General features: G+C 71.6%; 12 protein-coding genes. 3 read left to right on the forward strand and 9 right to left on the reverse strand.

The annotated features are described in order from the left end of the window. Positions 1-3: 3 nt before the first annotated feature. Positions 4-1,233 carry a D-alanyl-D-alanine carboxypeptidase/D-alanyl-D-alanine-endopeptidase gene (gene dacB / locus EF903_RS06385; RefSeq protein WP_312845889.1) on the reverse strand — a complete coding sequence of 410 codons (1,230 nt, stop codon included), beginning with the start codon at positions 1,231-1,233 and terminating at the stop codon, positions 4-6. Positions 1,234-1,584: 351 nt separating this feature from the next. On the opposite strand from dacB, the gene EF903_RS06390 reads away from it, so the two are divergent. Together EF903_RS06390 and EF903_RS06395 are read left to right on the forward strand one after the other, a co-directional pair. After that, entirely contained in the window at positions 1,585-2,076 is a 492-nt protein-coding gene (locus EF903_RS06390) for an inorganic diphosphatase (RefSeq protein ID WP_125541818.1), read from the forward strand. 183 nt (positions 2,077-2,259) lie between these two features. Beyond that, a complete protein-coding gene (locus EF903_RS06395; protein WP_125541802.1) occupies positions 2,260-3,915 on the forward strand; it encodes a threonine/serine exporter ThrE family protein in 1,656 nt (551 codons plus the stop codon). A 107-nt stretch (positions 3,916-4,022) separates the two neighbouring features. Here the strand turns inward: EF903_RS06395 and EF903_RS06400 are convergent, their stop codons facing one another. The 6 genes from EF903_RS06400 to EF903_RS06425 all read right to left on the reverse strand — a co-directional run bounded on the left by EF903_RS06400 (position 4,023) and on the right by EF903_RS06425 (position 10,977). Continuing rightward, on the reverse strand, positions 4,023-4,715 hold the full coding sequence (locus tag EF903_RS06400) for a DedA family protein (protein ID WP_125541804.1): 693 nt from the start codon (positions 4,713-4,715) through the stop codon (positions 4,023-4,025). Between the two features lie 150 nt (positions 4,716-4,865). Beyond that, on the reverse strand, positions 4,866-5,624 hold the full coding sequence (locus EF903_RS06405) for a MerR family transcriptional regulator (RefSeq protein WP_125541806.1): 759 nt from the start codon (positions 5,622-5,624) through the stop codon (positions 4,866-4,868). A gap of 122 nt (positions 5,625-5,746) precedes the next feature. Continuing rightward, entirely contained in the window at positions 5,747-6,304 is a 558-nt protein-coding gene (locus tag EF903_RS06410) for a DinB family protein (RefSeq protein ID WP_125541808.1), read from the reverse strand. 110 nt (positions 6,305-6,414) lie between these two features. Next, positions 6,415-8,493: a penicillin-binding protein 2 gene (gene mrdA / locus EF903_RS06415; protein ID WP_125541810.1), complete on the reverse strand. Its 2,079-nt coding sequence runs from the start codon at positions 8,491-8,493 to the stop codon at positions 6,415-6,417. Positions 8,494-8,554: 61 nt separating this feature from the next. Then, on the reverse strand, positions 8,555-10,012 hold the full coding sequence (locus EF903_RS06420) for an aldehyde dehydrogenase family protein (protein ID WP_125541812.1): 1,458 nt from the start codon (positions 10,010-10,012) through the stop codon (positions 8,555-8,557). A gap of 86 nt (positions 10,013-10,098) precedes the next feature. After that, positions 10,099-10,977 carry a helix-turn-helix transcriptional regulator gene (locus EF903_RS06425; protein ID WP_114058389.1) on the reverse strand — a complete coding sequence of 293 codons (879 nt, stop codon included), beginning with the start codon at positions 10,975-10,977 and terminating at the stop codon, positions 10,099-10,101. A gap of 372 nt (positions 10,978-11,349) precedes the next feature. On the opposite strand from EF903_RS06425, the gene EF903_RS06430 reads away from it, so the two are divergent. After that, positions 11,350-11,856 carry an ATP-binding protein gene (locus EF903_RS06430; protein ID WP_125541814.1) on the forward strand — a complete coding sequence of 169 codons (507 nt, stop codon included), beginning with the start codon at positions 11,350-11,352 and terminating at the stop codon, positions 11,854-11,856. A gap of 130 nt (positions 11,857-11,986) precedes the next feature. On the opposite strand, the gene EF903_RS06435 is transcribed toward EF903_RS06430, so the two are convergent. Both EF903_RS06435 and EF903_RS06440 read right to left on the reverse strand, forming a co-directional pair. After that, positions 11,987-12,223 carry a DUF397 domain-containing protein gene (locus EF903_RS06435; protein WP_114053532.1) on the reverse strand — a complete coding sequence of 79 codons (237 nt, stop codon included), beginning with the start codon at positions 12,221-12,223 and terminating at the stop codon, positions 11,987-11,989. A gap of 158 nt (positions 12,224-12,381) precedes the next feature. Further along, positions 12,382-13,418, reverse strand: a 1,037-nt coding sequence (locus EF903_RS06440; protein ID WP_148142506.1) for a DUF2786 domain-containing protein, incomplete at its 5' end; no start/stop codon positions are given.

Below are 13,418 nucleotides of genomic sequence, written 5' to 3' on the forward strand. Positions count from 1 at the left end.
CCGCTAGCGGGCGGCGGCGACGGCCGCGGCGAGCCGGTCGAGGCGCTTCTCGGCGGCGGGGCCGTCGGGGGCCTCGGCGCTGAGGAACGCGAAGGCGAGCAGCCGCCCGGAGGCGTCCACGACGGTGCCCGCGAGGGCGTTCACCCCGGTGAGGGTGCCCGTCTTGGCGCGGACGAGGCCGGCCGCCGGGGAGTCGCCCGCGTTGCGGGCGCGCAGCGTGCCGCTGAACCCGGCGACGGGCATCCCGGTGAGGAGGGGCCGCAGCTCGGGGTGGTGCGGGTCGGCGGCCTTGGCAAGGATCCCGGTGAGCAGGCTCCCGGTGAGGCGGTCGGCGCGGTTGAGGCCGCTGCCGTCGGCGAAGCGCGAGCCGGCCACGTCCAGGCCGAGGGAGGCGAGCCGGTCGGAGACGGCCTTCTCGGCGCCCTCGAAGCCGGCGGGCCGGCCGGAGGCGAGGGCGGTCTGCCGGGCGAGCGCCTCGGCGATGTCGTTGTCGCTGTGGGTCAGCATCCGCTCGACGAGCCCGGAGACGGGGGTGGAGAGGGTGACGGCGAGCGGCTGGGTGCCCGCGGCGGGCTTGGCCCGGGCGGGTTCGCCGGTGACGGTGATGCCGCGTTCCGCCAGGAGGGCGGCGAAGGAGCGCGCGGTGTGGGCGGCGGGGTCCTCGATGCGGGTCACGGGCCCGGAGACGGAGTCGTCGGGCCGGGCCTCGTCGGCCATGAGGGGGCTCACGAGGGCGAGGTTGCCGTTGACGCCGATCGGGTGCCGGGCCGGGCCGGTGAAGAGGCCGTCGTCGTAGCCGAGGGCGACCGTGTCCCGGCCGGTGGCCTTGAGCGCCTGGGCGGTGTCGGCGGCGAGGGCGACGAGGCTGCCCCCCGAGCCGGCCGGGGGCTTCTTCTTCGCGGTGAGGGAGGGGTCGCCGCCGCCGACGAGGACGATCTGCCCGGGGTCGGTGCCGGGGGCGACGGTGGTGCGGATGCGGTGGTCGGGGCCGAGGGCGGTCAGCGCCGCGGCCGCCGTGGCGATCTTGGTGGTGGAGGCGGGGGCCATGGGCCGGCCGTGCCCGTACTCGAACAGGACCCGGCCCGTGGCGGTGTCCACGACGGAGGCGGTACGGGCACTGCCGAGCGCCGGGTCGTCCAGCAGCGGCCGCAGCGCCTCGGCGAGCCCCGCGGGTTCCGCGGCCCCGGCCGCGCCGGCGGCCTGCGCGAGGCCCGGGCCGATGCCGGCGAGCACGCCTGGTGCGCTCGGCGCGGGCTGCGGCAGGGGCGGCGCGGCGTGATCTGCGCCACCCGCCGGTTCCCAGGAGGCGGCCCTGTCCCGCTCGGCCTTACGCTGACCGGAGTCCCAAGGACCGGCCGCGGAGACCGCGGCCACCGAAAGGGCGAGACCGGCGGCGGTCGACCCCGCGATGAGCTGCCACGTTCTGACCGGAGGCACCTCGCACCAGCCCCTTTCGCGATCACGTATGTGCGTGAGGGACACTTAACCACTGCGTCTTGCCGCGAGCATGGCACCCCACCCGGCAGGGCTGGGTCCGGACGCGCTATCACTCGAGCAACGAAGCTGATCATGGAGGAGCAGGACGTGGAGTTCGACGTCACCATCGAGATCCCCAAGGGTTCGCGGAACAAGTACGAGGTGGACCACGAGACCGGCCGGATCCGCCTGGACCGTCGCCTGTTCACCTCCACCAGCTACCCGACGGACTACGGCTTCGTCGAGAACACCCTGGGCGAGGACGGCGACCCGCTGGACGCGCTGGTCATCCTGGACGAGCCCACCTTCCCGGGCTGCCTGATCAAGTGCCGCGCCATCGGCATGTTCCGCATGACCGACGAGGCGGGCGGCGACGACAAGCTGCTGTGCGTGCCGGCCTCCGACCCGCGCGTGGAGCACCTGCGCGACATCCACCACATCTCCGAGTTCGACCGCCTGGAGATCCAGCACTTCTTCGAGGTCTACAAGGACCTGGAGCCGGGCAAGTCGGTCGAGGGCGCCAACTGGGTCGGCCGCACCGAGGCCGAGGCCGAGATCGAGCGCTCCTTCAAGCGTCTGCAGGAGCAGGGCGGCCACTGAGGCCGCTCCGGCCCGCCCCGGCGGGCCGGACAGGGCTCCTGCGAGCCCCTGCCCCGTCCGCGGCGGGCGGCACCCCCTCCGGGTGCCGCCCGCCGCGGCGTTACCCCGGGGGCGGCTCGTGGTCGCCCCGGATGAAACCGTTCCGCATACTGATACCCGGGCCGGCCAGGGACGGGAGGACGAGTGGCGGAGGCCGAGGGATCCGGGGACGCAGAGGACCGGAAGCCGCAATCCGACGAGGCGCACAGCGCCTTCCACCCGCCGCCCGGCACCGGGCCCGAGCCCGTGGGCGACGACCAGCCGACCTCCGAGTTCACGGTGCCCGAGGGGCTGCCCCTGCCGCCGCCGGAGCCCCCGGAGGGCTCGGCGTTCGCACCGCCCTCCACCTACAGCGCCCAGCAGTCCCCGCCGGCGTACGTGCACGGCCCCGGGCTGCCGCTCGCCCGGATGACGGAGTCGCCCTGGCAGGACCGGATGCGCACCATGCTGCGCATGCCGGTGGACGTGCGGCCCGTCCCCGAGCCCGTGCAGCGGCACGGCGAGGCGGGGCCCGCCGTCGGCCGCGTCCTCGACCTGACCCTGCGCATCGGCGAGCTGCTGCTCGCCGGCGGCGAGGGCGCCGAGGACGTGGAGGCCGCCATGTTCGCGGTGGCCCGCAGCTACGGTCTGGACCGCTGCGAGCCGACCGTCACCTTCACCATGCTGTCGATCACCCACCAGCCGTCGCTCGTGGGCGACCCCGTCTCGGCGAGCCGGACCGTACGCCGCCGCGGCACGGACTACACCCGGCTCGCGGCCGTCTTCCGGCTCGTGGCCGACATCAGCACCCCCGAGGCCGAGGTGACGCTGGAGGAGGCCTACCGGCGCCTCGCGGAGATCCGCCGCAACCGGCACCCGTACCCGACGTGGGTGCTCACCGCGGCCACGGGGCTGCTGGCCGGCGCCGCCTCGGTCCTCGTCGGCGGCGGCGTGATCGTCTTCTTCGCGGCCGCGATCGGCGCCATGCTCGGCGACCGGCTCGCCTGGCTGTGCGCGGGCCGCGGGCTCCCGGAGTTCTACCAGTTCGTCGTCGCCGCGATGCCGCCCGCGGCGCTCGGGGTGGGCCTCGCGCTGACCGACGTCGACGCCCTCGCCTCGGCGGTGATCACCGGCGGGCTGTTCGCGCTGCTGCCCGGACGGGCGCTGGTCGCGGCCGTGCAGGACGGCCTGACCGGCTTCTACATCACCGCCTCGGCCCGCCTGCTGGAGGTCATGTACCTCTTCATCGGCATCATCATGGGCGTCCTCGTGGTGCTCTACCTCGGGCTCCAGCTGGGCGCCGCGCCCCGGCCCGAGGAGGCGCTGCAGATCACCCAGCGGCCGCTGATCCAGATCGCGGCCTCGATGGTGCTGGTGTTCACGTTCGCGATCCTGCTCCAACAGGAACGTTCCACCGTGTGGATCGTGACGCTGAACGGCGGGGTCGCCTGGGTGACCTTCGGGGCCCTGCACTACGCGGGCGGGATCCCGCCGGTGCCCTCCACCGCCGTCGCCGCCGGGCTCGTCGGCCTCTTCGGGCAGCTCTTCTCCCGCTACCGCTTCGCCTCGGCCCTGCCGTTCGTCACCGCCGCGATCGGACCGCTGCTGCCCGGCTCGGCCACGTACTACGGGCTGCTGCTCATCGCCGAGGACGAGCTCAACCGCGGCCTCGGCTCGCTCACCAACGCCGCCGCCATCGCGCTGGCCATCGCCATCGGCGTGAACCTCGGGCAGGAGGCCTCGCGGCTCTTCATGCGGATCCCGGGCGCCGCCAGCGCCGCCCGCCGCCGCGCCGCGGCCAAGCGCACCCGCGGGTACTAGGCCGCCTCTTCCCGGCCGCGCGGGGAGAACGGCGGCGCCCCGCGGACCGCTGCGGGTCCGCGGGGCGCCCTACCGGGCCCTGGGGCCCGCGCCGTGCCGTCGGCGGGTCAGCGCTTGGCGTGGCGCCGGCGCTCGCCCTGGCTGCCGCCCGGGCCGCTCTGGCCGGGGACCCCGGCCGCCGCCTTGCCCTCCTTGCGGGCCTTCAGGACCTCGATGACGACCGGGATGACGGAGACGAGGACGATGCCGATGAGGATCGGCTCGATGTTCTCCTTGATGAAGTCGATCTGGCCGAGCCAGTAGCCCGCGACCGTGATGCCGGTGCCCCAGGCGACGCCGCCGATCACGTTGTACGTGAGGAAGGTGCGGTACTTCATGGAGCCGGCGCCCGCGACCATCGGCGCGAAGGTGCGGATGATCGGGACGAATCGGGCGAGCACGATGGCCTTGGGGCCGTGCTTCTCCATGAACTCGTGCGCCTTGTCCAGGTTTTCCCGCTTGAACAGCTTGGAGTTCGGCCGGTTGAAGAGCTTCGGGCCGAAGTACTTGCCGATCATGTAGCCGACCTGGTCGCCGACGATCGCCGCGATCGTGATCAGCGTGCACACCAGCCACAGCGGCTGCTTGATGTACTCGCCGTTGGCGACGAGCAGGCCCGCGGTGAACAGCAGGGAGTCACCCGGGAGGAACGCGAACAGTCCTGATTCCGCGAAGACGATGACCAGGATGCCGATCAGGCCGAAGTGCGAGATCAGATAGTCCGGGGACAGCCATTCGGGGCCGAGCGCAAGCGTGTACACGGGTGCCGGTCTCTCCTGGATCGGGGGGCGTCCGCGGATGAAGGGGGTGGGGCGGACGGAGGGGATCGTCTCAATTATCAACGCTCACGGCCACCACCCGGTTCCAGGTACCGGATGGCGGCCGTGTGTGATCAGGCGGGATCAGGCGGATCAGGCCCTGCGGACGGCGTTGGCGATGATGGCGTCCCGCAGGAACACCGCCAGGCCGGGCCGCACCGCGTCGTAGAAGGCCGTGAACCGCTCGTCGGCCACGTACATCTCCCCGAGGCAGGTGTGCATCTCGTACGGGCAGGTGTAGTGGTTGCGCTCGATCCAGCCCCGGTGCTCCTCCGCCAGGTCCATGGCCTGCTCGGACTCCGGGTCGGCCCCGGCGTCCAGCAGCGCGGCCAGGCGCCGGTTGAGGTCCTCCCCCTCGGCCATGATCCGCTTCCAGTCGTCCTTGGTGTAGGCCGCCGCCCGGCGGGCCGACTCCCGGTACGCCTCGGTGCCGCCCCAGCGCTGCTCGGCCTCCTCGGCGTACTGGTCCGGGTCGTGGGACCCGAACACCTCGAACTTCTCCTCGGGCGTGAGGTTGATGCCCATTCTGTTCGCCTCCATGGCTTGCTCCACGGCCTTGGCCATCTGCTGGAGCCGGGCGATCCGGTCGGACAGGAGGGAGTGCTGCCGGCGCAGGTGCTCCCTCGGGTCCGCGTCCGGGTCGTCCAGCAGGACCGCGACCTCTTCCAGGGGGAAGCCGAGCTCCCGGTAGAACAGGATCCGCTGCAGCCTGTCGAGGTCGGCGTCGTCGTACCGCCGGTGCCCCGCGCTGCTGCGGCCGCTCGGCGAGAGCAGGCCGATCTCGTCGTAGTGGTGCAGGGTGCGCACCGTCACCTTGGCGAACGCGGCGACCTGGCCCACGGAGTAGCTCATTGCTTCCGCCCTTCCTCTCGCCTCCGACTCTCCCTCCTCACGCCGCGTGAGGTGCAAGCCGGCGCGGACTCTGCCGCGCCGGAGGCTTGCGGGGAGCGGGCCGGGAGGCGGGCGGGAGCGGGTCAGGAGGCGGGCGCGGCGTCCTCGGCCTGGGCGCGGGCCACGAGCTCGAACGCGGTCGCGCCGTCCAGGGACTCCCGGATGATGTCGGCGTGGCCCGCGTGGCGGGCGAACTCCTCCACCAGGTGGAGCAGCAGCCACCGCATCGACACCCGGGTGTCCTTGGGGAACCAGGGCACCTCCGGCAGGGGGAAGGTGTCGTCGAGGCTGGGCAGCTCGCGGATGAACTTCTCCAGCTCCGCGGTGACACCGTCCCAGAAGGCCAGGATCTCGGGGACGGTCTCGGTTCCGACGAGGCGGAAGCTGTCGCCCCAGTTCTCCGAGCTGTACTGGCGCTCGTTCGGCTGCTGCTGCGCCAGGCGCAGCCAGTTGAGCTCGACCTCGGCGCTGTGCTTGAGCAGTCCGGACAGGGAGAGCCCGCTCGCGCTCGGGTGGCTCGCGGCCTGCTCCTCGGTCAGGCCGAGGAGCGCGCGGCGCAGTCCGGCGCGCTGGGCCTCGACGTAGGACAGGAGCGCGCCGCGCTCGTCGCCGTGAGCCTCTGCCGTGACGAAAGTGGGCATGGACGTACCGCCTTCTCTGCCGTGTGTGCCGTCCTGCTGACACCCACCACGTTAGGCTCCGATGCGGTCAGGACGTGTCCTAATTGGCGAACCGGCGGCAGGCCCCGGCCTCAGGAGCCGTTGTCCGGGCGGATCGCCGGCAGCTCCGTCATCGGCTTGGGCAGGAGGGCCTTGGAGAGGTCCTGGGCGCCCTTCTCGTCGAGCCCGTACATCGCCTCGTAGATCTTGCGGACGGCCGGTCCGGAGGCGCCGGAGCCGGTGCCGCCTTGGGAGATCGTCATCACGATCGCGTAGTCCTCGGTGTACGAGGCGAACCAGGAGGTGGTCTGCTTGCCCTGCACCTCGGCGGTGCCCGTCTTGGCGTGCATCGGGATCTGCTTCTGCGGCCAGCCGCCGAAGCGCCAGGCCGCGCTGCCGGAGGTCACGACCGACTCCAGGGCGGCGTCTATGTCCTTGTGCAGCTTGGCGTCCATGGGCAGCCTGCCGCGCTCCTTGGGGGCGATCTCCTTGACGGAGGTGCCGTCCGCGCTGACGACGGCCTTGCCGATGCTCGGCTGGTGCAGCGTGCCGCCGTTGGCGAGGGCCGCGTACACGGAGGCCATCTGGAGCGGCGTGACGAGGGTGTCGCCCTGGCCGATGGAGTAGTTGATCGCGTCGCCCTCGCGCAGCTGGTTGCCCTGGCGGCAGTTCTCGTAGGCGATCCGCTCGGCGAAGGTGCCGTCCTTCTTGCCGTCGCGGCACCAGGCGGCCTTGTTGGCCTCGAAGAAGTCCTTCTTCCACTGCCGGTCGGGGACGCGGCCGCCGACCTCGTTGGGCAGGTCGACGCCGGTCGGCTTGCCCAGGCCGAACTGGTGGGCCGTCTTCAGGAACCAGTCCGCGGGGTCCTTCTTCGGGTTGATCCCGCCGTCCTTCTTCCACTCCTTGTCGGCGAGGTAGTAGTAGACGGTGTCGCAGGAGACCTCCAGGGCGCGCCCGATGGTGATGTCGCCGTAGCCCTGGGACTCGAAGTTGGTGAAGGTCTGCCGGCCGACCGAGTAGGAGCTGGGGCAGGGGTAGCGGGCGTTGAAGGGGTATCCGGCGTTGACGGCGGCCGTCGAGGTGACGACCTTGAAGATGGAGCCGGGGGCGGCCACGCTCTGGATGCCGCGGTTCAGGAGCGGGTAGTTGGAGTCCTTGTCGGTGAGGGCGGCGTAGTCCTTGGCGGAGATGCCGCCGACCCAGGCGTTCGGGTCGTAGGTCGGGTTGGACGCCATGGCGACGATCCGGCCCGTCTTGGCCTCCATGACGACGACGGCGCCGGAGTCGGCCTCGTAGTTGCGGCGCGTGTTGCGGTCGTAGCCCTTGCGGGCCTCGATCATCGCGTTGTTCAGCTCGCGCTCGGCGACCGCCTGCACGCGGGCGTCGATGGAGGTGACGATGTTCGAGCCGGGGGTGGGCTTGTCCGCCTTGGCCAGGCCGATGACCCGGCCGAGGTTGTCGACCTCGTAGCGGGTGATGCCCGCCTTGCCGCGCAGCTCCTTGTCGTACGTGCGCTCCAGGCCGGAGCGGCCGACCTGGTCGGAGCGGAGGTAGGGGGAGTCGGTCTTCTTCGCCTTGGTGATCTCGGCGTCGGTGACCGGCGAGAGGTAGCCGAGGACCTGGGAGGTGTTGGCGCCCTCGGGGCCGGCGTAGCGGCGTACGGCGGTGGGCTCGGCCGTGATGCCGGGGAAGCGCTCGGCGTGCTCCCTTATCTCCAGCACCTGCTCGGTGGTCGCCTCGTCGGTGATCGGAATCGGCTGGTAGGGCGAACCGTTCCAGCACGGCTTGGGGGTCTTGGCGTCGCACAGCCGGACGCTGCTGACGACGTCGTCCGGGTTCAGGCCGAGGACGCCCGCGAGGCGGACCAGGACTTCCCTGCCCTTGTCCTTCATCTTGCTCAGCTCGGTGCGGCTCGCGGAGACCACCATGCGGGTCTCGTTGTCGGCGAGGGGGACGCCGCGGGCGTCGAGGATGGAGCCGCGCACGGCGGGCTGGACGACCTGCTGGACGTGGTTGTTCTTCGCCTCGTCCGTGTACTCCTCGCCGTTGCGGATCTGGAGGTACCACAGGCGGCCGCCGAGGGTGAGCAGCAGCGAGAAGACGACCACCTGGATGACCACCAGGCGGTTCTGGACCCGGGGCGTCCGCCCCGTCTCCGGAATGTTGCTCAAGTGAGGACTCCCCCGAAACGCTGCCCGCCGCCGACTCCGCCGAGTCTAAGGCGGACGGGGGTCAGAGGGGGAAGGTGCTCCTGCCGTGCTGGACGGAGATCCACTTCTGGGTGGTGAAGGCCTCGACGGTCGACTCGCCGTTCAGCCTGCCCAGGCCGGAGGCCTTCTCCCCGCCGAACGCGGCCAGCGGCTCGTCGCCGATGGTCGAGTCGTTGACGTGGATCATGCCGGTCTCGATGCGCTCGGCGAAGCGGATGCCGCGCTCGACGTCGCGGGTGTGGACGGCGCCGCTCAGGCCGTAGGGGGTGGCGTTCGCCATGCGGACGGCCTCCTCCTCGCCGTCGAAGACCATCAGCAGGGCGACCGGGCCGAAGATCTCCTGTGTGAGCAGCGGGGAGTCCTCGGGGATGCCGGTGAGCACGGTCGGCTCGACGAGGTTGCCGCGCGTGGCGCCGCGTACGAGCGCCCGGGCGCCGGAGGCGACGGCGCGGTCGACGAGCGCGGTGAGGGCCTCGGCCTGGAAGGAGTTGATCAGCGGCCCGATGTGGGTGTCGGCCTCGCGGGGGTCGCCGGTGCGCAGGGCGCGCACGCGGGCGGTGAACTTCTCCGTGAACTCGTCGGCGACCCGGGTGTCGACCAGGATCCGGTTGGCGGCCATGCAGACCTGGCCCTGGTAGACGAAGCGGCTGAAGACGGCCGCCTCGACGGCGTAGTCGACGTCGGCGTCGTCGAGGACGACGAGGGCGCTGTTGCCGCTGAGCTCCAGGACGGTGCGCTTGAAGTGGCGGGCGGCGACCGCGCCCACGTGCCGTCCGACGCGGTCGGAGCCGGCGAAGGAGATCACCTTCGGGACGGGGTGGGTCAGCAGGGCGTCGCCGATCTCGGCGATGTCGGTGACGAGGACGCTCAGCAGCCCGGCCGGCAGGCCGGCCTCCTCGAAGATCCGGGCGATGACGCCGCCGCCGACCACGGGCGCGTTCTGGTTCGGCTTGACGACGACGGCGTTGCCGAGGGCGAGCGCCGGGGCGGCCGACTTCATGGTGACGAGGAAGGGGAAGTTGAAGGGGCTGATGACGGTGACGACGCCGACGGGGAGGCGCTGGACGCGGCTCTCCTTGCCCGGGACGGGCGAGGTGAGGATCCGGCCCTCGGGGCGCACGGCGAGCTGCATCGCCTCGCGGATGAACTCCTTGGCGAGGTGGATCTCGTACTCGGCCTTGGGACGCGTCCCGCCGAGCTCGTCGATCATCGCCTCGACGATCTCCTTCTCGCGCTCCTCGGTGATCCGCAGGGCGCGCTCCAGGACGGCGCGTCTCGCGTAGGGGCTGGTGGCGGCCCACTCGCGCTGCGCGCGCTCGGCGGCCCGGTAGGCCTGGTCCACCTGCTCGACGGTGGCCACGGTGATGGCGGCGAGCTTCTCCCCGTTGTACGGGTTGACGTCGATGATGTCCCAGGAGCCGTTGCCGGCCAGCCAGGTGCCGTCGATGTACTGGTGAGCCAGGTCCTCGAATATGGACATGCCATCCCTTACTGCGAGCGCGCACCCGGGCGCTGCACCCGAGACCGTTCGGTCATGCACTGATCAGACGTCATAGTACGTGCGGATCAAGACAGTTGGAGGAGACCGCGGAGAAGATCCCGGGTCTGTCCGGGGTCCGGGCAGTCGGCCTGAAGCCGCTCCATCGCCCGCTCGTACTGCGCCACTTCCTCGTCCTTGTCCAGGTAGAGGGCGCTGGTGAGCTGTTCCAGATAGACGATGTCCTGGAGGTCGGACTCGGGGAACCGCAGTAGGGTGAAGGCCCCGCTCTCGCCGGAGTGGCCGCCGAAGGAGAACGGCATCACCTGGAGCTGCACGTTCGGCCGCTGCGAGACCTCGATCAGGTGCTCCAGCTGGCCCCGCATGACGTCCCGACCGCCGTACGGGCGGCGCAGCGCGGCCTCGTCGAGCACGGCGTGGAAGACGGGGGCGTTCTCGGAGACGAGCACCTTCTGCCGCTCCAGGCGCAGCGCGACGCGGCGCTCGATCTCGGCCTTGCCGGCGCCGGGCATGCCGCGGCTGACGACGGCGTGCGCGTAGGCCTCGGTCTGGAGGAGGCCGTGCACGAACTGCACCTCGTAGATGCGGATGAGGGACGCCGCGCCCTCCAGTCCGATGTACGTCTGGAACCAGCCGGGCAGCACGTCGCCGTAACTGTGCCACCAGCCCGCCGCGTTGGCCTCGCGGACGAGGCCCAGGAGGGACTCGCGCTCGGTGCCGTCCGTGACCCCGTAGAGCGTGAGGAGGTCTTCGACGTCCCTTGCCTTGAAGCTCACCCTTCCCAACTCCAAGCGGCTGATCTTCGATTCGGATGCGCGGATCGAGTAGCCGGCCGCCTCACGGGTGATGCCGCGGGATTCTCGGAGTCGCCTGAGCTGTGAGCCCAGGAGGATGCGGCGCACCACGGAACCGCCTGCTTCTGCGGTCACTAGTCCTGCCCTCCCCATCGCCATGGATACGCGTGGTCTGCGCGTGTGTGCTGCATCGCTGGGCCCCCGTGTCCCCAGGGCTCGCAGTCTGCCACCAAAACGCATCGGCCCGTACTCGTTCTGTAACGGAATCCGGGCTGCCGTAGAAGAAGTCCGTAAGTGTACGTAGGAAGAAATGAGCAAGAACCATCACGGGTGGGGACAGGTCCGGCGCGTGCACGTGCATCTGCCCTTGCATCCAGCTTCTGCATTCGGAACGATGGTGCCGCGCACCTGCGTGCTCTTCGCGCCGGCGCCGGACCGACCCACCCCGCAGTTCTTTCTGGACGCAAGCCGCCGCCACGTCCGCGAATCCCGGGAGTGCCTCGCATGGGGACGAATGGATCGACCATGCTCGAGCCGTTACGGCAGGGCCTGCCTCCGGTCGACCCCACGGCTGTGTCCGGGTCTGCCTCCTGCTCCCTCCCCGCCCGCTTCGAGGCGGTGCGCGGGGCCCGTACGTTCACCCGCTCGACGCTGGCCCAGTGGGGCCTCGACGAGCGCTTCGACGACGTGGCCCTGGTCGTCTCCGAACTCGTCACCAACGCGCTGCGCCACGCCCTTCCCGGGGATCCGCGGCCGTCGGCGGGGGCCGGGAACGGGAGCGGCGAGGCGGAGGCCGCCGTGCGGCTGCACCTGATGCGGTGGAGCTCCCGGCTGGTGTGCGCGGTGCGCGACCCCAGCGAGGACCGGCCGGGCGGCGCGTTCGAACCGGAGCACACGGAGGAGAACTGCGCCCTGGAATCCGGGCGCGGACTCTTCCTCGTGGACGCCTACAGCGACAGCTGGGGCTGGCACCCGCTCGCGGGCCGGCTCACCGGCAAGGTCGTGTGGGCGCTGTTCATGCTCCCCGAGTAGGCGGCGGCGCCGCGAGGAACGCGGACAACACCGCGCACCGGCCGGGATCGGTCGCGAGGGACCGATCCCGGCCGGTGCACGTGCACGGCTGGATCTGTGGCACCGTTCCAGAGTCGCGCGAGCCCGGCCCTCAGTGGATCAGGTGGTCGAACTCGCCGTCCTTGACGCCCAGGAGCAGCGCCTCGATCTCGGCCGGCGTGTAGACGAGAGCCGGTCCGTCCGGGAACCGCGAATTGCGTACGGCGACGGCGCCGCCCGGCAGTTTCGCGAACTCCACGCAGGAGCCCTGCGAGTTGCTGTGCTTGCTCTTCTGCCAGGTCACCCCGTCGAGTTCTGCAGCTGCCATCCCGTTGTACGCGTGGTCCACAGGAAGCCCCCGATAGTGCAGATGTCAACTCCACCGGATCATAGCTGTGTTCACGAGCGGCTGCATGGGCAGATGCACGTGCACGCGGAGGGTGCTGCACCGATCACGGTGAGGGGCAACGGAACCGGACACTCCGCTGACGGGGCGGCGACGGACGGCTACGGAGCCAGGGGACGCCGCGAGTTGCCGCCCCCCACGCTGGCCTGATCGGCGGCGGCCGTCCCGTCGTTCCACCCGGCGAGATCGGTCGCCCCGCGCAGCCGGGTGCTGACCGTCTTCGGGAACATCTCGTCGGCCCGGGCGGTGACGGCGACGTCGCGGGCCACGAGCGCCGGCAGGTTGTCCGGTGCCTCGCCCGCGGTGTGCTCCGCCGTCTCGGCGAGCCGCTGGCCGAGCCGGCTGGCGTAGGCGAGCAGGAACGACTGCCGGAACGTCTTCGTACGCTTGCGGCCGCCCGCCCGCTGCCCGGCCTCCGCCCGCGCCATGGCGGCCGTCCCCTGCACGAGCAGCGAGGTGTACAGCAGCTCCACCGCCTCCAGATCGCTCTCGAAGCCCACCACGGTGGAGAACCCGAAGCCGCTGTTCCACACCGCCCGGCACCGGTTGGCCCCGGCGACCGCGTCGAGCAGCACCGCCTTCGCCTCCTCGTACGGCGGCTCCACCCCGATCCGGCAGGCCGACGGCGCCTGCGCGGGCGCCTTGCCGCTCGCCGCGAGCAGGGCTTCGTCCACGGTGTGCCGGGCCATCAGCTCCTGCGCCTTGGCGCTGAGCGCCTCCGCCTCCTCCGGGTACGGGGTGGCCTCGGCCTTGGCCAGGAGCGCCCGGATGCGGCCGAGCATGCGCGGCTCGATGTGCACGTGCGCGAGGGCATCGGCAGCAGGATCCCCCGGCACGGGACCGACCGGCTCGATCGCCGGAAGCCGGATCAGCAGCCGGAACACCTCCAAGACGGCCGTGGCCAGCGAGAACCGGTCCGCCCTCTCCCGCTGCGCGAGCCGCTCCCCGTACAGGGAGTCGTCGCCCCACCACACCTCGGCGTCGGTCCACCGCTCGGGGAGCCGGGCGTAGCGGCGCGCCTCGGCGGCCACGAAGTCTGCGGTGATCCGCAGATGCCGCTCGGCGAGGTCCCGCCGCACGAGCCGCATCACGTCCGCGGGCCGCCACCCCCGCTCCCAGGACTGCCGCAGATACCCCC

It is taken from the genome of Streptomyces sp. WAC05292 (assembly GCF_003949955.1).
Classification (GTDB): domain Bacteria; phylum Actinomycetota; class Actinomycetes; order Streptomycetales; family Streptomycetaceae; genus Streptomyces; species Streptomyces globosus.